22 protein-coding genes are annotated in these 19,951 nt (G+C 68.3%); 17 read left to right on the plus strand and 5 right to left on the minus strand.

Annotation, left to right across the window (positions count from 1 at the left end; all coding sequences use genetic code 11):
- The first annotated feature begins 183 nt into the window (after positions 1–183).
- Positions 184–960 carry a tRNA (guanosine(46)-N7)-methyltransferase TrmB gene (gene trmB, locus C5F75_RS14615; RefSeq protein WP_059574166.1) on the plus strand — a complete coding sequence of 259 codons (777 nt, stop codon included), beginning with the start codon at positions 184–186 and terminating at the stop codon, positions 958–960.
- Between the two features lie 92 nt (positions 961–1,052).
- On the opposite strand, the gene C5F75_RS14620 is transcribed toward trmB, so the two are convergent.
- The 3 genes from C5F75_RS14620 to C5F75_RS14630 all read right to left on the minus strand — a co-directional run bounded on the left by C5F75_RS14620 (position 1,053) and on the right by C5F75_RS14630 (position 2,858).
- Positions 1,053–1,883: an undecaprenyl-diphosphate phosphatase gene (locus C5F75_RS14620; protein WP_059574167.1), complete on the minus strand. Its 831-nt coding sequence runs from the start codon at positions 1,881–1,883 to the stop codon at positions 1,053–1,055.
- 79 nt (positions 1,884–1,962) lie between these two features.
- Positions 1,963–2,544, minus strand: a complete 582-nt coding sequence (locus tag C5F75_RS14625) for a DUF1439 domain-containing protein (protein WP_059574168.1) — start codon at positions 2,542–2,544, stop codon at positions 1,963–1,965.
- Positions 2,541–2,858 carry a YkgJ family cysteine cluster protein gene (locus C5F75_RS14630; RefSeq protein WP_059574330.1) on the minus strand — a complete coding sequence of 106 codons (318 nt, stop codon included), beginning with the start codon at positions 2,856–2,858 and terminating at the stop codon, positions 2,541–2,543. Before C5F75_RS14630 ends, C5F75_RS14625 begins: the two co-directional genes overlap by 4 nt.
- A 186-nt stretch (positions 2,859–3,044) precedes the next feature.
- Between C5F75_RS14630 and hemN the strand changes: the two genes are divergently transcribed.
- From hemN to ureG, 16 genes are all read left to right on the plus strand, one after another.
- Complete coding sequence (gene hemN / locus C5F75_RS14635) at positions 3,045–4,436, plus strand: oxygen-independent coproporphyrinogen III oxidase (RefSeq protein WP_059574329.1); 1,392 nt, start codon at positions 3,045–3,047, stop codon at positions 4,434–4,436.
- 95 nt (positions 4,437–4,531) lie between these two features.
- Positions 4,532–4,789, plus strand: coding sequence for a hypothetical protein (locus C5F75_RS14640; RefSeq protein WP_059574169.1), 258 nt, complete (start codon positions 4,532–4,534; stop codon positions 4,787–4,789).
- Between the two features lie 104 nt (positions 4,790–4,893).
- Positions 4,894–5,550: a protein-L-isoaspartate O-methyltransferase family protein gene (locus C5F75_RS14645; protein WP_059574170.1), complete on the plus strand. Its 657-nt coding sequence runs from the start codon at positions 4,894–4,896 to the stop codon at positions 5,548–5,550.
- Between the two features lie 14 nt (positions 5,551–5,564).
- Positions 5,565–5,888: a rhodanese-like domain-containing protein gene (locus tag C5F75_RS14650; RefSeq protein ID WP_006488544.1), complete on the plus strand. Its 324-nt coding sequence runs from the start codon at positions 5,565–5,567 to the stop codon at positions 5,886–5,888.
- Between the two features lie 354 nt (positions 5,889–6,242).
- Complete coding sequence (urtA, locus tag C5F75_RS14655) at positions 6,243–7,550, plus strand: urea ABC transporter substrate-binding protein (protein ID WP_059574171.1); 1,308 nt, start codon at positions 6,243–6,245, stop codon at positions 7,548–7,550.
- Positions 7,551–7,689: 139 nt separating this feature from the next.
- Positions 7,690–9,309 carry an urea ABC transporter permease subunit UrtB gene (gene urtB / locus C5F75_RS14660; protein WP_104012381.1) on the plus strand — a complete coding sequence of 540 codons (1,620 nt, stop codon included), beginning with the start codon at positions 7,690–7,692 and terminating at the stop codon, positions 9,307–9,309.
- 1 nt (position 9,310) lies between these two features.
- Positions 9,311–10,495, plus strand: coding sequence for an urea ABC transporter permease subunit UrtC (gene urtC / locus C5F75_RS14665; RefSeq protein ID WP_059574173.1), 1,185 nt, complete (start codon positions 9,311–9,313; stop codon positions 10,493–10,495).
- Positions 10,492–11,349 carry an urea ABC transporter ATP-binding protein UrtD gene (gene urtD / locus C5F75_RS14670; protein ID WP_059574174.1) on the plus strand — a complete coding sequence of 286 codons (858 nt, stop codon included), beginning with the start codon at positions 10,492–10,494 and terminating at the stop codon, positions 11,347–11,349. Before urtC ends, urtD begins: the two co-directional genes overlap by 4 nt.
- 4 nt (positions 11,350–11,353) lie before the next feature.
- Complete coding sequence (urtE, locus tag C5F75_RS14675) at positions 11,354–12,046, plus strand: urea ABC transporter ATP-binding subunit UrtE (RefSeq protein WP_059574175.1); 693 nt, start codon at positions 11,354–11,356, stop codon at positions 12,044–12,046.
- Between the two features lie 114 nt (positions 12,047–12,160).
- A complete protein-coding gene (locus tag C5F75_RS14680) occupies positions 12,161–13,036 on the plus strand; it encodes an urease accessory protein UreD (protein WP_059574176.1) in 876 nt (291 codons plus the stop codon).
- Positions 13,037–13,272: 236 nt separating this feature from the next.
- Positions 13,273–13,575, plus strand: a complete 303-nt coding sequence (gene ureA, locus C5F75_RS14685) for an urease subunit gamma (protein ID WP_006406310.1) — start codon at positions 13,273–13,275, stop codon at positions 13,573–13,575.
- A 17-nt stretch (positions 13,576–13,592) separates the two neighbouring features.
- Entirely contained in the window at positions 13,593–13,898 is a 306-nt protein-coding gene (locus C5F75_RS14690; RefSeq protein WP_059574177.1) for an urease subunit beta, read from the plus strand.
- A 29-nt stretch (positions 13,899–13,927) separates the two neighbouring features.
- Positions 13,928–15,634 (plus strand): urease subunit alpha, encoded by a 1,707-nt coding sequence (gene ureC / locus C5F75_RS14695; protein WP_059574178.1) that lies wholly within the window; start codon positions 13,928–13,930, stop codon positions 15,632–15,634.
- An 18-nt stretch (positions 15,635–15,652) separates the two neighbouring features.
- Entirely contained in the window at positions 15,653–16,267 is a 615-nt protein-coding gene (gene ureE / locus C5F75_RS14700; protein ID WP_059574179.1) for an urease accessory protein UreE, read from the plus strand.
- Entirely contained in the window at positions 16,254–16,934 is a 681-nt protein-coding gene (locus C5F75_RS14705) for an urease accessory protein UreF (RefSeq protein ID WP_059574180.1), read from the plus strand. Before ureE ends, C5F75_RS14705 begins: the two co-directional genes overlap by 14 nt.
- Before the next feature lie 16 nt (positions 16,935–16,950).
- The gene (gene ureG, locus C5F75_RS14710) at positions 16,951–17,598 is read left to right on the plus strand and encodes an urease accessory protein UreG (protein ID WP_059574181.1); all 648 of its coding nucleotides are present in this window, start codon (positions 16,951–16,953) and stop codon (positions 17,596–17,598) included.
- Between the two features lie 63 nt (positions 17,599–17,661).
- On the opposite strand, the gene waaA is transcribed toward ureG, so the two are convergent.
- Positions 17,662–19,014: a lipid IV(A) 3-deoxy-D-manno-octulosonic acid transferase gene (waaA, locus tag C5F75_RS14715; RefSeq protein WP_104012382.1), complete on the minus strand. Its 1,353-nt coding sequence runs from the start codon at positions 19,012–19,014 to the stop codon at positions 17,662–17,664.
- Positions 19,015–19,051: 37 nt separating this feature from the next.
- Positions 19,052–19,936, minus strand: coding sequence for a Kdo hydroxylase family protein (locus C5F75_RS14720; protein WP_059642178.1), 885 nt, complete (start codon positions 19,934–19,936; stop codon positions 19,052–19,054).
- Between the last annotated feature and the right edge of the window lie 15 nt (positions 19,937–19,951).

Here is a 19,951-nt window from a genome sequence, read left to right on the forward strand (position 1 = left end):
CTCTTTCCGGTTGGCTGAACGGGAAATCCTTAAGGATCAACGGCTTGACGGCGTATCGCCACGCCCGTCGCCACGTTCCGCAACCGCGCGCCAGCCGCCTCGTCGAAGGCGGCTTTTTTGTACCGCGCCGGCGCGTCCCGCGCGCCCGATGCCCTCGCCCGAACCGAGCCTTTCTCTGTACCGATGATGCACGACGATCCGAACGAAGCCGGCCTGCCGCCGCACGACGACGCCATTCCCGACGAGGCCGACCAAGCCGCCGAAGGCGCCGACGAAGCCAACCCGCTGCATCGCCGCCGCATCCGCAGCTTCGTCACGCGCGCCGGCCGCGTATCGACCGGCCAGCGCCGCGCGATCGACGAGTTCGGCCCGCGCTTCGTCGTCCCGTATGCGCCGGCGCTGCCCGACTGGAACGCGATCTTCGGCCGCACTGCACCGCGCATCCTCGAGATCGGTTTCGGGATGGGCGCATCGACCGCGGAAATCGCCGCGCACCGCCCGGGCGACGATTTCCTCGGCGTCGAGGTGCACGAGCCGGGCGTCGGTGCGCTGCTGAAGCTGATCGGCGAGCAGGATCTGACGAACATCCGCATCATCCAGCACGACGCGGTCGAGGTGCTCGAGCACATGATCGCGCCGGAAAGCCTCGACGGCGTGCACATCTTCTTCCCCGATCCGTGGCACAAGGCGCGTCACCACAAGCGCCGGCTGATCCAGCCGCCGCTCGTCGCGCATCTCGCGTCGCGACTGAAGCCCGGCGCGTACCTGCACTGCGCGACCGACTGGCAGAACTACGCGGAGCAGATGCTGGAAGTGCTCGGCGCGGAACCGACGCTCGAGAACACGGCCGCCGACTACGCGCCGCGCCCTGACTACCGCCCGGTGACGAAGTTCGAACGGCGCGGGCTGCGGCTCGGCCACGGCGTGTGGGACCTGGTGTTCCGCAAGCGCGCAGGTTGAACGCCCCGCCCTGCGCAAAATAAAAAAGCCCGACCGGCGTCTCGCGCCGGTCGGGCTTTTTCATTGGAAACGTCCTGGTCTCCTGGTTCGCCTCACGACCAGTTCAGCCACCCGCTGTAACCGACCAGCAGCACGAACAGCCCGAACGCGATCCGGTACCACGCGAACACCGTGAAATCGTGCGTCGCGACGTAGCGCAGCAGCCAGCGCACGCACACGAACGCGCTGACGAATGCCGACACGAGCCCGAGCGCGAACAGCCCGAGCGAATCGACGGTGAACGCCTGCCAGTCCTTCACGGTTTCATAGAGCGTCGCGCCGAAGATGATCGGAATCGCGAGAAAGAACGAGAATTCGGTGGCCACGCGGCGGTCGAGGCCGAACAGCATCCCGCCGATGATCGTCGAGCCCGAGCGCGACATGCCGGGCACCAGCGCGAAGCACTGCGCGAGTCCGACCTTGAATGCGTCGAGCGGCGTCAGCGCATCGACCGACATCACGCGCGGCGGCTGGCCGCGTTCGCGCTGCCGCGCCTCGGCCCACAGGATGATCGCACCGCCGACGACGAGCGCGAACGCGACGGGCACCGGCGAGAACAGCACCGCCTTGATCTTCTTCTCGAGCAGGAGGCCGAGCGCGATCGCGGGAATCGTCGCGATCACGACGTTCAGCGTGAAGCGCCGCGCGTCGGGCCGGCTCGGCAGCCCGGACACGACGGACACGATCCGCTGCCGGTATTCCCAGCAGACCGCGAGGATCGCGCCGAACTGGATCACGACGTCGAACGTCTTCGCGTGCGAATCGTTGAAATTCAGGAAACTGCCCGCGACGATCAGGTGACCGGTACTCGACACCGGCAGGAATTCCGTCAGCCCCTCGACGACGCCGAGGATCAATGCCTTGCAGATCAGGATCCAGTCCATCCGTGGCCCAACTCCGAAATGGTCGAAAGAAAAGGCCACTCTTGCGCGCGCGGCCCGCCCGGCCGTGCGCGCCCCGTCGTCACTTTTCGACGATCGCCACGCGTATGCCGTTTGTAAGGATCGTAATTGTACCGGGTTCGTAGTTCACCCCGGCAAATTGCAGTTGTTCCGGCTTGAACGTGTAGATCGGGTAGTTGGTCAGCAACTGCGTCGCGAGCAGCCCGGCGGCCGCGCCCACCTGCTGCGCGTACATCTGCGCGTCGCCGTCGAGCACGAGGCTGTCGACGGCCGGCGCCCTCAGCACCACCGAGCGGCTCGGCGCGTCGTACGCGAGCTGGCCCGACACGGTGAACTTGCCGCTGACGGGCGCGCGCAGGAACGGGCTCGCGAAATTCGCGTCGAGTTGCACCGCGACGCGGTTCTGGTCGGGCAGCAGGTTGACGGCCGGGTTCGCGAGCGACACGTCGACGACCTGCGCGACCGTCTTCTGGTAAGGAAACTTGCGCGCGACGGCCTTCTGCACGTCGCCGCGCGAAAACGTGTAGTGATCGGGGATGAACGGGAACGTCGACGCGCACGCGGCAAGCGATACGCACACGCCGACGGCGCCGATGGCGGCAGCGAGAAAACGGCGCCGGCCGGGCGCGCGAGGGACGGTCATGCTGAACTCTCTCCTGGATGCGCCGGCCGCGTCGCGGCCTCGAGGCGCGTAAGCCACGCGAGCGCGTCGTCGCGCGACGCGCCGCACATGTCGGCGGACGGCTGCAGCCCGGAGCAGCACGCGGGGCGCTCGGGCCGGCCGAAGATCATGCAGCGCAGGTCGTCGCCGAGCTGCACGCAGCGCACGCCGGCCGGCTTGCCGTCGGGCATGCCCGGAATCGGGCTCGAAATCGACGGCGCGATGCAGCACGCGCCGCAGCCCTCGCGGCACGCGTGCGGCGGCGGGACTCCGGCGGGCGCCGGGCGGACAGGCATTTCGACGGACACTCGGCTCTCTCGACGAACAACGAAAAACGAACAACGAAAAACGGTGCGGCAACCGGACGCGGTATCCGGCGGCCCCACCCCGCATTGTGCCATCGCCGGCTGCGACGTTATTACACAATGCAGGCCGATCGCGCGTTCATATACTCGAAAGCATCTAAAAAGCGCGAGACCGTCATGCATTCTGGTTCTGCCGACACGATGTTCCGTCCCGATTTGCTCACGAAATACGGCGCGAACGGGCCGCGCTATACGTCGTACCCCACCGCGCTGCAATTCCGCGACGACTTCGATCCGGCCGACTACGTGCGCGCGGCCGGCGACCCCGGCGCGTCGTCGAGCGACCTGTCGCTGTACTTCCACATCCCGTTCTGCAACACCGCGTGCTTCTACTGCGGCTGCAACAAGATCGCAACCAACAACCGCCGCCGCGCGCGCCCGTATCTCGACCAGCTCAAGCGCGAAATGGCGTTGCAGGCCGCGCTGTTCGATCCGTCCCGCCCCGTCACGCAGCTGCACTGGGGCGGCGGTACACCGACCTTCCTGTCCGACGACGAAACGGCCGAGCTGATGGCGGCCACGCGCGAGCATTTCGCGCTCGCGGCGGACGCAGACGCCGAGTTCTCGATCGAGATCGATCCGCGCACGGTCACGCCCGCGACGCTCGTCCACCTGCGCACGATCGGCTTCAACCGGCTGAGCCTCGGCGTGCAGGATTTCGACCCGGCCGTGCAGCAGGCGATCAACCGCGTCCAGCCGCGCGCGATGACGGCCGACCTGCTCGCCGCCGCGCGGGCGACGGGCTTCCATTCGGTGAGCGTCGACCTGATCTACGGGCTGCCGCACCAGACGGTCGCGGTGTTCGCACGCACGCTGGAGACGATCATCGAGCTCGCGCCCGATCGCCTGTCGGTGTTCGGCTACGCGCACATGCCGCACCTGTTCAAGATGCAGCGGCAGATCGACGATGCAACGCTGCCGCCGCCGGAGACGCGCATCGCGCTGCTCGGCCTCGCGATCGACATGCTGACGTCGGCCGGCTACGTGTACATCGGGATGGACCACTTCGCGCGGCCGTCCGACGAACTGGTGCGCGCGCAGCGCAACGGCACGCTGCAGCGCAATTTCCAGGGCTACAGCACGCGCGCGGATACCGACCTGATCGGCTTCGGCGTGTCGTCGATCGGCAAGGTCGGCGACGTCTACGCGCAGAACGCGAAGGATCTGCCCGCGTACGGCGCCGCGCTCGACGCGGGCCGGCTGCCGATCGCGCGCGGCGTACGGCTCACGCCCGACGACCGGCTGCGCCGGGACGTGATCACGCAGCTGATGTGCAATCTCGAACTGCCGTTCTCGCATGTCGAGGCCGCGCACGGCATCCGCTTCGCCGATCATTTCGCGCGCGAGCTCGACGCGCTGCGCCCGTTCGAGCGCGACGGGCTGCTGACGATCGCGCGCGACCGGCTGACGATCCACCCGGCCGGCCGGATGGTCGTGCGCAACATCGCGATGGCGTTCGACGCGTATCTCGGCCAGACGCCGCGGCAGCGCTACTCGCGCACGGTTTAGGGCCGTTCGCGCGGGCCATGGGGCGGGCGCCGGCCGCACGCGAGCGGCCGGTTTGATAGAGTGTGAGGCTTACATCCGCTTCGCCAGCCCCCAAGATGCGCACCACCAAAGCGACCCACGCGGTCGAACGCCTGAAAACCCGCTCCGGCAACCCGCAATTCGCGGCCGTCGCGATGGCGGGCGGCCTGTTCTATCTCGTCGACCGCTCGGGCGGCACCGCCGAAAAGCGCTGCGAGCCGCTGCCGCTCGACGAATTCGTCAAGTTCGTCGACGCATTTGGCCCCCAAAAGCCGCGCAAGGCGAGCAAGCTCGACCTCGCATTCGAGGCGCAGATCAAGAAGAGCAAGGGGTAAAGGTCTGTTGCAGGCCGCCTGAAGGCTTCGCGGCCGCGCCGTTTGGTACAATCACGAAGTTTCTCTATCCCCGCTGATGGCCGACCAGGCTGCGTGACCACACCATGAATATCGAAAACGCGCGTTTCAACATGATCGAACAGCAGATCCGTCCGTGGGACGTGCTGGATCTGGATGTCCTGGGCCTGCTGTCGATCGTCAAGCGTGAGAACTACGTTCCGGCCCAATACCGCGATCTCGCGTTCGCCGATCTCGAACTGCCGCTGCCGGGCGGCGCCAGCAAGATGCTGTTCCCGCGCGTCGAAGCACGCGTGCTGCAGGAGCTGGCGGTCAAGAAGCACGAGAACGTGCTCGTGATCGGCGCGGGCTCGGGTTACCTGGCCGCGCTGTTCGCGCATCGCGCGCAGCACGTGACGGCCGTCGAGATCGATCCGGCGATCGCGAAGTTCGCGGCGGACAACCTGCGCAACGACGGCGTGACCAACGCCGAAGTGGTGCTCGGCGACGGTTCGCGCGGCTGGGCCGCGAAGGCGCCTTACGACGTGATCTGCGTCGCGGGCGGTCTGCCGGTCGTGCCGCAGGACATGCTCGAACAGTTGAAGATCGGCGGCCGCCTGTCGGCGTTCGTCGGCGGCCGTCCGGTGATGAAGGCGCAGATCATCACGCGCATCGACGACAAGCAGTACCGCGTCGCCGACGTGTTCGAAACCTACATCGACCACCTCGTCAACGCGATCGAGCCGTCGCGCTTCAAGTTCTGAGCGGCGGAGCCTCCATGCAGATCCTGACGCCCGCGATGCTCGCGGAATGGCTCGGCGACACGGCGCGCCCCGCGCCGGTCGTGCTCGACGTGCGCGAGCCGTGGGAAATCGCGACCGCGCAGATCGCCGGCAGCGTGTCGATTCCGATGCAGCAGATTCCCGCGCGCAGCGAGGAGCTCGACGACGAAGCGGAAATCGTCTGCGTGTGCCATCACGGAATGCGCAGCGCGCAGGTCGCGATGTTCCTCGAGTCGCGCGGCTTCACGAAGCTGTACAACCTGCAAGGCGGAATCGACGCGTGGTCGCGCGACGTCGACCCGTCCGTGCCGCGCTACTGACCGATCCTTCCGGCCGCGCATCGCGCGCCGCCGCGCCGCCCGGCACCCTGCCGCCGGCCGCACCGATCCGCCGAACGGGCGCGCACCGCGCGCCCGTTTCTCATTCCCCTTCCGTTCCGACATTTCCCCGCGCCGCGACGCCGCGACACCTTCGTGCACCATTTGCGCCCGCGCGCCTGCACCGCAACGGACCGCGCATGCTGCACGACGCGTCATCCGCACCGCGTCGATGCCCGCCGATGGCCCGCACAGGCACGCCGGGCGTGCATCGGCGCGACTGGCACATGCCTTGCGTTACACGATGGCCGGCGCCGCCACGGCGCACGCGCATCCAACACGACAAAGGGGATCTCGATGAAACGTCGCAGTCTGTTGAAGTTCGGTTCGATGGCCGGCGCGCTCGCGCTGGCGGGCAAGAGCCCGTTCGCGCACGCAGCCGACGCGGGCACCGGCCCGATCAAGGTCGGCATCCTGCATTCGCTGTCGGGCACGATGGCGATCTCGGAGACGTCGCTGAAGGACACCGCGCTGATGACGATCGCCGACATCAACAAGAGCGGCGGCGTGCTGGGCCGCAAGCTCGAACCGGTGGTGGTCGATCCCGCGTCGAACTGGCCGCTGTTCGCCGAGAAGGCGCGCCAGCTGCTGACGCAGGACAAGGTCGCGTGCGTGTTCGGCTGCTGGACGTCGGTGTCCCGCAAATCCGTGCTGCCGGTATTCGAAGAGTTGAACGGGCTGCTCTACTACCCGGTGCAGTATGAAGGCGAGGAAATGTCGCGCAACGTGTTCTACACGGGCGCCGCGCCGAACCAGCAGGCCATTCCGGCCGTCGAGTACCTGATGAGCGCGGAAGGCGGCGGCGCGAAGCGCTTCTTCCTGCTCGGCACCGACTACGTGTATCCGCGCACGACCAACAAGATCCTGCGCGCGTTCCTGAAATCGAAAGGCGTGAAGGACGCCGACATTCAGGAGGTCTACACGCCGTTCGGCCACAGCGATTATCAGACCATCGTCGCGAACATCAAGACCTTCTCGCAGGGCGGCAAGACGACCGTGGTCTCGACGATCAACGGCGATTCCAACGTGCCGTTCTACAAGGAACTGGGCAACCAGGGGATCAAGGCGACCGACGTGCCGGTCGTCGCGTTCTCGGTCGGCGAGGAGGAGCTGCGCGGGATCGACACGAAGCCGCTCGTCGGCCACCTCGCCGCGTGGAACTACTTCATGTCGGTGAAGAACCCGACCAACACCAAGTTCAAGGACCAGTTCGCCGCGTGGGTGAAGGCGAACAACCTGCCGGGCGGCGCGAAGCGCGTGACCAACGATCCGATGGAAGCGACCTACGTCGGCATCCACATGTGGAAGCAGGCCGTCGAGAAGGCGAAGAGCACCGACGTCGACAAGGTGCGCGTCGCGATGATCGGCCAGACGGTCGCCGCGCCGTCGGGCTTCACGCTCGCGATGGACGGCAACCACCACCTGCACAAGCCGGTGATGATCGGCGAGATCCGCGGCGACGGGCAGTTCAACGTCGTGTGGAAGACGAAGACGGCCGTGCGCGCGCAGCCGTGGAGCCCGTTCATCGCGGGTAACCAGAACAAGCCGGACGTCGTCAGCTCGATTCCGGCGTTCCTGCGCCGGCAGCGCGCGGCGCTGGCGTGACGCCGGGCGGCGCGTCGGGCCTTGCGCGCGACGTGCCGCTCGCCCGCCCGCCGTCGATGCGCCGGCCGCGCTTGCCGTGACGAACCGCGCGCGCCGGCGCAGCGCCGCTCCGATTCCCCTCGCCCGACAGGACTTCCCGATGCCTACACGCTTTCGCCGAGCCGCCCGCGCGATCGCGGCATGCGCCGCCCTCGCGGGCCTGCTGCCGCACGCCTCGTTCGCGCTGACGGCGGCCGACACCGCCGCGCTCGCCGGCGACGACTTCGACGCGAAGACGGCCGCGATCGAGCGGCTCGCCACCGATACCGATCCGCGCGCGGTGACGATCCTCAACGCGCTGTCGAGCGGCGATGCGCTCGCGACCGGCGACGGCCGGCTGCTGATCCAGTCCGGCGACACCGCGCACGACGCGCTCACGCAGGCCGCGACGCCGGCCGGCGACGCGCAGCCGGTGATGCTGAACAACCTGCTGCGCACGAAGATCGCCGGCGCGCTGTCGGGCCTCGCGCTCGCGTCGCCCGACGTCGCCGCGCGGCGTGATGCGATCGACGCGCTGCTGAAGTCGCCCGACCCGGTGCTCAAGCCGATGATCGACCGCGCCCGCGCGAAGGAAACCGATCCGGCATTGAAACGTCGCCTCGACGCATTGTGGGCGATCGCCGCGCTGCACGACGCCGATCCGGCGAAGCGCCTCGAAGCCGTGCAGGTGGTGGCCGCGCGCCAGGATCTCGACATGATCGAACAACTGCGCCCGCTCGTCGCGAAGAACGCGGACGGCAGCTACGCGGAACCCGACGCGCGCGTGCGCGAGGCCGCGCGGCAAGGGCTCGATACGTTGCACGCGCTGCAGCGCCGCGGCGAAATTGTCGGCACGCTGTTCGCCGGCCTGTCGCTCGGCAGCGTGCTGCTGCTCGCCGCGCTCGGCCTCGCGATCACGTACGGGCTGATCGGCGTGATCAACATGGCGCACGGCGAATTCCTGATGATCGGTGCGTACGCAACCTATGTCGTGCAGACGCTGATCCAGCGCTACGCGCCCGGCGCATTCGACTGGTATCCGCTCGTCGCGGTGCCGGTATCGTTCGCGGCGGCCGCGCTCGTCGGCATCGTGCTCGAACGGCTCGTGCTGCGGCATCTGTACGGCCGCCCGCTCGAGACGCTGCTCGCGACGTTCGGCGTGAGCCTGATCCTGATCCAGGCGACGCGCATGCTGTTCGGCGCGCAGAACGTCCAGGTCGTGAACCCGTCGTGGATGAGCGGCGGCGTGACCGTGATGCAGAACCTGATCCTGCCGTTCAACCGGCTCGCGATCCTCGCGTTCGCGCTCGCGGTGGTGTTCGTCGCGTGGGCCGTGCTGACGAAGACGCGGCTCGGCCTGTTCGTGCGCGCGGTCACGCAGAACCGGCGGATGGCCGCCTGCGTCGGCGTGAAGACCGCACGCGTCGACGCGTATGCGTTCGCGTTCGGCGCGGGCATCGCGGGCCTCGGCGGCTGCGCGCTGTCGCAGATCGGCAACGTGGGCCCCGATCTCGGCCAGAACTACATCATCGATTCGTTCATGGCGGTCGTGCTCGGCGGCGTCGGCCAGATCGCCGGCACCGTGCTCGGCGGCTTCGGGCTCGGCCTCGTCAGCAAGGCCATCGAGCCGTTCTGGGGCGCCGTGCTCGCGAAGATCGCGGTGCTCGTGATGATCGTGCTGTTCATCCAGAAACGCCCGCAGGGCATGTTCGCCCCGAAGGGCCGCAGCGCGGAGGCTTGACGTGACTTCATTCACCGATTCGATATCGAACCCGGTCGCCGATACGCCGAAGCCCGCCGCCGGCACGCGCGCGGACGGCTTCGCGCTCGGCCTGCCGCCCCGCCCCGCGCTGCTGTCGCGCCGCGCATGGCTCGCGCTCGTCGCGCTGTGCGTGGCGATCGGCATCGGCGTGCCGCTCGCCGCGCTCGTCGCGCCGGAAGCCAGCGCGTTCCATCTGTCCGCGTACGCGATGACGCTCGCCGGCAAGCTGATGTGCTACGCGATCGCCGCGCTCGCGCTCGATCTCGTATGGGGCTACTGCGGGATCCTGAGCCTCGGCCATGGATTGTTCTTCGCGCTGGGCGGCTATGCGATCGGCATGTACCTGATGCGCGAGATCGGCCGCGACGGCAAGTACGGCAGCGACCTGCCCGACTTCATGGTGTTTCTCGACTGGCATCAGTTGCCGTGGTACTGGAGCGGCACGCAGCATCTGGCGTGGGCGCTCGCGCTGGTCGTGCTCGTGCCGGCCGTGCTCGCATGGGTGTTCGGCTTCTTCACGTTCCGCTCGCGCGTGAAAGGCGTGTACCTGTCGATCATCACGCAGGCGCTGACGTTCGCCGCGATGCTGCTGTTCTTTCGCAACGAGACGGGCTTCGGCGGCAACAACGGCTTCACCGACTTCAAGCGCATCGCCGGCTTCGCGATCACGTCGCCGGGCACGCGCACCGTGCTGTTGCTGCTGACCTTCGCGACGCTCGTGCTCGCGTTCATCGTCGCGCGTGCGGTCGTCACGAGCAAGCTCGGGCGCGTGGTGACCGCGGTGCGCGACGGCGAGACGCGGCTGATGTTCCTCGGCTACAGCCCACTCGCGTACAAACTGTTCGTGTGGACGCTATCGGCCGTGCTGTGCGGCATCGCAGGCGCCTTGTACGTGCCGCAGGTCGGCATCATCAATCCCGGCGAGATGTCGCCCGGCAACTCGATCGAAATGGCGATCTGGGTCGCGGTCGGTGGGCGCGGCACGCTGATCGGGCCGATCGTCGGCGCGTTCGCGGTGAACGGCGCGAAGAGTTTCTTCACCGCGTACTTCGCCGAATACTGGCTGTTCTTTCTCGGCCTGATCTTCGTGCTCGTGCCGCTCTTGCTGCCGCGCGGGATCATGGGCCTCGTCGACACGCTGCTCGCGAAGGGGAAACGCGCATGAACGGCACGGCTCTCTATCAGTTCACGCCGCCGCCCGAAGACGAGCTGCTCGCCGTCAGCGGCAGCGCGTCGATGGGGCGCGTCGTGCCGCCCGGCATCGACACGTCGCACGGCACGATCCTCTATCTCGAGGATATCGAGGTGAGCTTCGACGGTTTTCGCGCGCTGAAGAAGCTGTCGCTCGCGATCGACGCGGGCGAGCTGCGCTGCGTGATCGGCCCGAATGGCGCGGGCAAGACGACGATGATGGACGTGATCACCGGCAAGACGCGGCCCGACGCAGGCAAGGTGTTTCTCGGCCAGACGATCGACCTCGCGCGGTTGAACGAACCCGAGATCGCGCGCGCGGGGATCGGCCGCAAGTTCCAGAAGCCGACCGTGTTCGAACAGCACCCGGTGTGGGAAAACCTCGAACTCGCGATGCAGACCGACAAGGGCTGGCTCGCGTCGCTGCGCGCGCGGCTCGACCGCACCGCGCAGGCGAAGATCGAGGAGACGCTCGCGCTGATCGGCCTCGAAAGCGATGCGTATCGCGCGGCCGGCGAACTGTCGCACGGGCAGAAGCAGCGGCTCGAAATTGGCATGCTGCTGATGCAGCGTCCCGCGCTGCTGCTGCTCGACGAGCCGGCGGCCGGGATGACCGACCACGAGACGATGGAGCTCGCCGAGCTGCTGAACACGCTGCGCGGCACCTGCTCGATGATGGTCGTCGAGCACGACATGGAATTCGTCGCGGCGCTCGCGGGCGACACGGGGCGCGTGACGGTGATGGCCGAAGGCGCGGTGCTCGCGCACGGCACGCTCGACCAGGTCAAGCGCGACGAAGCGGTGATCGAGTCTTACCTCGGACGATGATGCGATGCTGAAAATCGAAGCGCTGAACCAGTACTACGGCGGCAGCCATATCCTGCGCAACGTGAACCTCGTCGCCGACGACGGCAAGCTCACCGTGCTGCTTGGCCGCAACGGCGTCGGCAAGAGCACGCTGCTGCGCTGCCTGATGGGCGTCGTCGCCGCGAAAAGCGGCAGCGTGTCGTGGCGCGGCGCCGCGCTCGGCGCGTTGCCGCCGTATGCGCGTGTGGCGGCCGGGCTCGCTTACGTGCCGCAGGGCCGCGACATCTTTCCGCGGCTCACCGTCGAGGAAAACCTGCTCGTCGGCGCGGCGAGCCGCAAGGCGCCGTCGAAAGTGCCCGATCGTATCTACGAACTGTTTCCGGTGCTGAAGGACATGCGCGCACGGCGCGGCGGCGACCTGTCGGGCGGCCAGCAGCAGCAGCTCGCGATCGGCCGCGCGCTGATGAGCGAGCCGCAATTGCTGATCCTCGACGAGCCGACCGAAGGCATCCAGCCGTCGATCATCCAGGACATCGGGCGCACGCTGCGCCAGCTCGTCGACGAATCGAGGATGACCGTGCTGCTCGTCGAACAGTATTACGATTTCGCGCGCTCGATCGCGGACCATTACTGGGTGATGAGCCGCGGCGAGATCGTCGCGGGTGGTGACGCGCGGGATATGGAGACGAATGGGGTGCGGGAATTGATCGCGGTGTAGTGACGGCTTGGACGAATGCCGAGAGGCGACAAGAATTTCATTAAAATGGTCTTCTTCAACGCTCGCTGAAACCGAGCATTTCAGTGAAAGTCTTAGCCTCTCCACGTCCAATAGATGTCCGCCCCCGACTCCCACGCCCCGCTGTCCCGCCCCGCCGTCGCCAAGTCGTGGCGCGGCCGTCTCGAACTCGGCTTCGAGCGGCACGGTGCGCGCACGACGCTCGCGCACCGGCTGCACGACGGCCCGCTGCGCGTGCAGCGGCCGCTGTACCCGGAAGGCGACGCGATCTGCCATGCGGTGATCGTGCACCCACCAGGCGGCGTCGCGGGCGGCGACCGGCTCGACATCGACATCGCGCTCGGCGACGGCACGCACGCGGTGCTGACGACGCCCGGCGCGACCAAGTGGTACAAGTCCAACGGCCTCGATGCGACGCAGCGCATCGGCATCGCGGTCGGCGCCCACGCGAAGCTCGACTGGCTGCCGCAGAACAACCTGTTCTTTGACGCGGCGCACGCCGCGCTCGACTTCACGGTGACGCTCGGCGCAGGCGCGAGCGCGATCGGCTGGGACGCGACGCAGCTCGGCCGGCAGGCGGCCGGCGAAACCTGGTCGGCAGGACGCATCGCGTCGACGTCGGCGCTCGTCGATGCCGACGGCCGGCCGCTGTGGACCGAGCGCGCGCTGCTCGATGCACGCGACCCGCTGCGCGGCGCGCCGCAGGGCCTCGCCGGCTTTCCCGCCTACGGCACGCTGTGGGCGGCCGGCGCCGCGTGCGACGCCGCGCTCGCCGAAACGCTCGCCGCCGGGATGCCGTTCGACGATACGCTGCGCGCGGGCGCCACTTGCGTAACGCCCGGCGTCGTGCTGGTGCGCGCGCTGGCGACGTCGATGGAAGCGCTGCAGCGCCACTTCACCGACTGCTGGCTGCAGTTGCGGCCGATCGTGCACGGCATCGACGCGCGGCCGCTGCGTCTCTGGCAAACCTGAACGCGCGCGCATCGCGCACCGTTTCGGCGCAATGCCGCGACACACGGCGCACACTCTTCAAGCATCGCGCACCACGAAAGAGCATGACGGCGCGCCCGATGCACATGGCACGCCCCTTGCTGCTTACATAAGCGATACACGACGCACGCCAAACAGCGCGGTGCTACGATGGTCCGCGCGCCTGCCCGATCGCGCGCGCACCGATAAAAATTACGTTTTCCTGAACGCCTGCCTTCATGAAACTGACTCCCCGCGAAAAGGACAAGCTGCTGATCTTCACGGCGGCGCTGCTCGCCGAACGCCGCCGTGCGCGCGGCCTGAAGCTCAACTATCCGGAGGCGGTCGCCTTCATCACCGCGGCGCTGATGGAAGCCGCGCGCGATGGCAAGACGGTGGCCGAAGTGATGCACTACGGCACGACGCTGCTCACGCGCGACGACGTGATGGACGGCGTGCCGGAAATGATTCCCGACATCCAGGTCGAAGCGACCTTCCCCGACGGCACGAAGCTCGTGACCGTCCATCATCCGATTCCGTGACCAAGGTGGTACCGCGCATGATCCCCGGCGAAATTCTCACCGACGACGGCGAACACGAACTGAACGCGGGCCGTGCGACGCTGACGCTCGCTGTCGCGAACACCGGCGACCGCCCGGTGCAGGTCGGCTCGCACTACCACTTCTTCGAAGTCAACGATGCACTGTCGTTCGACCGCACGGCCGCGCGCGGCTTCCGGCTCAACATCGCGGCCGGCACGGCCGTGCGCTTCGAGCCGGGCCAGACGCGCACCGTCGAGCTCGTCGCCCTCGCGGGCGAGCGCGCCGTCTACGGTTTTCAGGGCAAGGTGATGGGGCCGCTGTAAGCCGCGCCCCGCTCTTCAGGAACAGCAACATGACACTACGCTTGAGCCGCCGCGCGTACGCGGAAATGTTCGGGCCGACGACGGGCGACCGCGTCCGGCTCGCCGATACCGAACTGCTGATCGAGATCGAACGCGACTTCACGACCTACGGCGAGGAAGTGAAATTCGGCGGCGGGAAAGTGATCCGCGACGGGATGGGCCAGTCGCAGCGCGTGGCCGCCGACGTGCCCGATACCGTCATCACGAACGCGGTGATCCTCGATCACTGGGGCATCGTGAAGGCCGACATCGCGATCAAGCACGGCCGCATCGCCGCGATCGGCAAGGCCGGCAACCCCGACATCCAGCCGGGCGTGACGATCGCGATCGGCGCGGCCACCGAAGTGATCGCCGGCGAAGGGCTGATCGTGACGGCGGGCGGCATCGACACGCACATCCACTTCATCAGCCCGCAGCAGATCGACGAAGCGCTCGCGTCGGGCGTCACGACGATGCTCGGCGGCGGCACGGGGCCGGCCACCGGCACCAACGCGACGACCTGCACGCCGGGCCCGTGGCACATGGAGCGGATGCTGCAGGCGGCCGACGGCTGGCCGATCAACCTCGGCTTTCTCGGCAAGGGCAATGCGAGCCTGCCGCAGCCACTCGTCGAGCAGATCGCGGCCGGCGCGATCGGCCTGAAGCTGCACGAGGACTGGGGCACGACGCCCGCCGCGATCGACAACTGCCTGTCGGTGGCCGACGACACCGACACACAGGTCGCGATCCACACCGACACGCTGAACGAAGCCGGCTTCGTCGAATCGACGGTCGCCGCGTTCAAGGGCCGCACGATCCACACGTACCACACCGAAGGCGCGGGCGGCGGCCATGCGCCCGACATCCTGAAGGTGTGCGGCGAGATGAACGTGCTGCCGTCGTCGACCAATCCGACGCGCCCGTACACGATCAACACGCTCGACGAGCATCTCGACATGCTGATGGTGTGCCATCACCTCGATCCGTCGATCGCCGAGGATCTCGCGTTCGCCGAATCGCGCATTCGCCGCGAGACGATCGCGGCCGAGGACATCCTGCACGATCTCGGCGCGCTGTCGATGCTGTCGTCCGATTCGCAGGCGATGGGTCGCGTCGGCGAAGTGATCATCCGCACCTGGCAGACCGCGCACAAGATGAAGGTGCAGCGCGGCGCGCTGCCGGAGGACACCGCGCGCAACGACAACTTCCGCGCGAAGCGCTACGTCGCGAAGTACACGATCAACCCCGCGCTCACGCACGGGATCGCACATGAAGTCGGCTCGATCGAGCCCGGCAAGTGGGCCGACCTCGTGCTGTGGGAACCGGCGTTCTTCGGGATCAAGCCGTCGATGATCCTGAAGGGCGGGATGATCGCGCTCGCGCAGATGGGCGACCCGAACGCGTCGATCCCGACGCCGCAGCCGGTTCATTATCGCGAGATGTTCGCGACGCGCGGCGGCGCGCTCGCGCGCACGTCGCTGACCTTCGTGTCGCAGATGGCGGCCGACGCGGGCATCGCGGAGCGCTACGGCCTCGCGAAGCGGATCGTGCCGGTGCACAACTGCCGCAACGTGACGAAAGCCGACATGATCCACAACGCATGGCGCCCGTCGATCAGCGTCGATCCGGAAACCTACGACGTGATCGCCGACGGCCAGTTGCTCACCTGCGAACCGGCGACGGTGCTGCCGATGGCGCAGCGCTATTTCCTGTTCTGATTCGGAATCCCCAGTTTCATGCGCACCCTCGACAAACGCATTGCCCCGAACGTGAAACTCGCCGCGTCGCTCGTCGCGCGCGCGCCGACGCTCACGCTCGCCTATGACGCCCGCTGCAAGAGCCGCCTCGCGGCGACGCTCGACACCGGCGAGGACGTCGCGGTCCTGCTGCCGCGCGGCACCGTGCTGCGCGACGGCGACGTGCTCGTCGCCGACGACGGCGCGCTCGTTCGTATCACTGCGGCGCCTGAAACGGTGCTGCTCGTGCGCGCAACCGATCCACTTACGCTGATGCGCGCCGCCTACCATCTCGGCAACCGTCACACACCGGTCGAGATCGGCGACGGCTACCTGAAGCTCGAGGCCGATCCGGTGCTCGCGGACATGCTGCGCCGGCTCGGCACGCAGGTCGAGGAAACGCACGCACCATTCCAGCCGGAAGCCGGCGCGTACGGCGGCGGCCACAAGCACGGACACGACGCGACGTTCGCCGAGGATTACGCGCTCGCGCAGCAGGTGTTCGGCGAACACCACGGGCATTCGCATTCGCACGATCACGATCACGATCACGATCACGGCCATCAGCATGGTCCCGGCTGCACGCACGGCCACCACGGTCATGACCACCACTGAACTCGTCGCGCTGCTGCACCTCGCGTCGCCCGCACTACCGATCGGCGCGTACAGCTATTCGCAGGGCCTCGAAGCCGCGCTCGACGCGAACCTGATCCGCGACGCCGATTCCGCGCGCGACTGGATCGCGAGCGGCCTGACCGACGTGCTCGCGCACGGCGAATTGCCGTTCCTCGCGCACCAGCTCGCCCGCTGGCAGGCGCACGACACGCACGCGCTCGCCGCCGAAAACGCATGGTTCGTCGCGAGCCGGGAATCGGCCGAACTGCGCCGCGAAACCGAACAGATGGGCTGGTCGCTCGCGCAGCTGTGCGCATCGCTCGAATGGGGCGACGCCGCACGCCGCGCGGCGCTCGCATCGATCGCGCCGATCGCGCTGCCGACCGCGTTCGCGTACGCGGCCGCCACACACGACGCGAGCGCCGACGCGACGCTCGCCGCGTATGCATTCGGCTGGGTCGAGAACCAGACGTCCGCCGCGCTGAAGGCCGTGCCGCTCGGCCAGCTCGCCGGGCAACGCATCATCGTCGCGCTGCGCGGCGCGATCGACGCGGCCGTGCGCCGCGCGCTCGCGACGCCGCCCGACGCCGTCAACACGTTCGCGCCGCAGCTCGGCATCCTGTCCGCGCGGCACGAAACCCAGTACTCGCGGTTGTTCCGCTCCTGAACCTCTTCGCCCGACCATGAACGCACCTGCTCCCTCCTCCGCCCGCCGCACGAAGAAACTGCCGCCGCTGCGCGTCGGCATCGGCGGCCCCGTCGGCTCCGGCAAGACCACGCTGCTCGAAATGCTGTGCAAGGCGATGCGCGACAAGTACGACCTCGTCGCGATCACGAACGACATCTATACGAAGGAAGACCAGCGGCTGCTGACGGTCGCCGGCGCGCTGCCCGAGGAACGCATCATGGGTGTCGAGACGGGCGGCTGCCCGCACACGGCGATCCGCGAGGATGCGTCGATCAACCTCGAGGCGGTCGACCGGATGCTCGCGCGCTTTCCCGATGCCGACATCGTGTTCATCGAGTCCGGCGGCGACAATCTCGCGGCGACCTTCAGCCCCGAGCTGTCGGACCTGACGATCTACGTGATCGACGTGGCCGGCGGCGAGAAGATTCCGCGCAAGGGCGGCCCCGGCATCACGAAGTCCGACCTGCTCGTGATCAACAAGACCGACCTCGCGCCGCTGGTCGGCGCGAACCTCGACGTGATGGCGTCCGACACGAAGAAAATGCGCGGCGAGCGGCCTTACGTGATGACGAACCTGAAGGCGCTCGATGGCGTCGCGGACGTGATCGCGTTCATCGAGAAGAAGGGCTTGCTGACGGTGTGAGCGGCATGGCGACGGCTCATGTCGCCGCCATGCGTTCGGGGGCGCCCTTGCGCCGCCCTTCGTCTATTCGTCTTCGGAAGCGGCGCCCGGCAGCGCACGCGTGTCGGCTTCGACAGGCGGCAGCAGCGCGGCGAGCACGTCGACCGTGCGCGCGGTCGCGCCGCGGTGACGCGCCGCGAACGCCGCGCCGGCCGCGCCCATCGCGATGCGCCGCGCCTTGTCGGCGAACAGCGCGTCGAGCACGTGCGCGAGATCGAGCGGATCCGCGACCTGCATCGCCGCACCGGCCGCGACCGCATCCGCGGTCGCCTGCGTGAAGTTGAACACGTGCGGCCCGATCAGCACCGGCACGCCGACCGCGCACGCCTCGATCAGGTTCTGCCCGCCGAGCGGCAGCAGGCTGCCGCCGATGAACGCGATGTCGGCCGCCGCGTAGTACGCGCCAAGCTCGCCCATCGAATCGCCGAGCAGCACCGTCACGTCGCCGGCCAACGGTTCGGCGGCCGGCCGGCCGGCCGCGAGCGCGGCCGCATCGGCCGCCCAGGCGGAGCGCCGCACGCACTTGAGCCCGCTGCGCACGACGAGCGCCTCGACTTCGGCGAAGCGCTGCGGATGACGCGGCACGAGCACCAGCAACGCGCCGGGCGTGCGCATTTCCGCGAACGCCTGCAGCACCAGCGCTTCCTCGTTCTCGCGCGTGCTGGCCGCGACCCACACCGGCCGCGCGCCGATCGCGTCGCGCCACGCATGGCCGCGTGCCGCGAGCTCCGGCGGCGTCGTCATGTCGAACTTCAGGTTGCCGAGCACGGTCACGTTGCGGGCGCCGAGCGACGTCAACCGCTCCGCATCGGCCGGGCTCTGCGCGAGCACGCGCGAGAAGCCGCCGAACACGTCGCGCGTGGCCGCGCCGAACTTCGCCGCGCGCCGGAACGAGCGCGCGGACATCCGCGCATTGGTCAGCACGAGCGGCACGTCCGCGCGGCGGCACTCGTCGATCAGCGTCGGCCACACCTCGGTTTCCATCACGAGGCCGAGCGTCGGCCGCCATGCGCGCAGGAAGCGCCGCACCGCGCCCGGCATGTCGTACGGCAGGTAGCAGCGCAGCACGCGATCGCCGAAGATCTGTTCGCCCGTCGCGCGGCCGCTCGGCGTCATGTGCGTGAGCAGGATGCGCGCATCGGGGCGCGCGCGCATCAGCGCATCGATCAGCGGCTGCGCGGCGCGCGTCTCGCCGACCGACACCGCATGCACCCAGATCAGCGGCGCGCGGTCGTCCGGCGAGCGGCCCGCGACCTGGCCGAAGCGCTCGCCGATATGCTCGCGATAACCGCGCTCCTTGCGCGAACGCACATAGAGCCGGATGACCGCGGCCGGCGCGACGAGCCACCACAGCGCACGATAGATCGCCCTCAGCATGCGGCCGCCCGGGCGTTGCGTCGAAACAGGGGCGCGCTCAAACCAGCGCCCTGCCCGTCAGGCGTTCGAGAATGCCGAGCGGCGCGCACTCGCGGCGCACCATCGCATCGACCGGCAGGAAGAAGGTCTGCTCGAGCATGAACTGGCCGGACATCACAGCGTGCGAAGTCTGATCGGAGAAACATATCCACACGCTGCCCGGCGGAAACGGCATCGTTTGCTGTGGACACGTCTTCTGGTAGTCGAGATCGGCCTTCATCCCGTCGTGCAGGTTCAGCATCAGGTGGTCGTATGCGCTGCGCGGCGATTTCGTCACGTGCAGCAGGTTCAGCAGCCACGCCGAGCCCGGCAACTGCGGCCGGATCTTCGGCAGGAAACGCTTCGCGACGTCCTCGAACGGCTCGCCGACGCGCCACACGCGCGGCGCGCCGGCCGGGTTCACGTTCGTGAACACGCGCAGGATGCGCTCGCCGTAGTTCGGCCGCGACGGAAACGCGTCGACGTGCAGCCGGCTGTCGTCCTTGCGCCACGACGTCTGGCGCGTTTCGACCTGCATCAGCCGCAGGCTCGTCGGCGCGACGCGCAGCTTGCCGCGATATTCGGGGAAAAGGCCGTCGACGAGCGTGCCGGCCTGCTGCTGGAAGCGCGCGACGAGCGCGCGCACGGCCGACTGCGTGACGCTGTCGCCCAGCACGCCGGCAAGCGCGCCGCCGTTCGGCGCGAGGCTGATGTTCTTGCGTTTCGGATCGGCGAGCGCCGGATCGAGCAACGCTTCCTCGCCGCCTTCGATCGCGAAGCGCAGGTGCGGGAAATACAGCACCTTGCCTTCCTCGACCGCCGCCAGCAACTGCTCGCGCGGCGTCGACAGGTTGTGTCCGCTCCAGTCGGCGGACGGGACTTCGATGATCTGGGATTCGCTCATGATCGGTTCGCGTGT

The sequence above is a fragment of the Burkholderia anthinoferrum genome (assembly GCF_002925705.1).
GTDB lineage: Bacteria > Pseudomonadota > Gammaproteobacteria > Burkholderiales > Burkholderiaceae > Burkholderia > Burkholderia semiarida.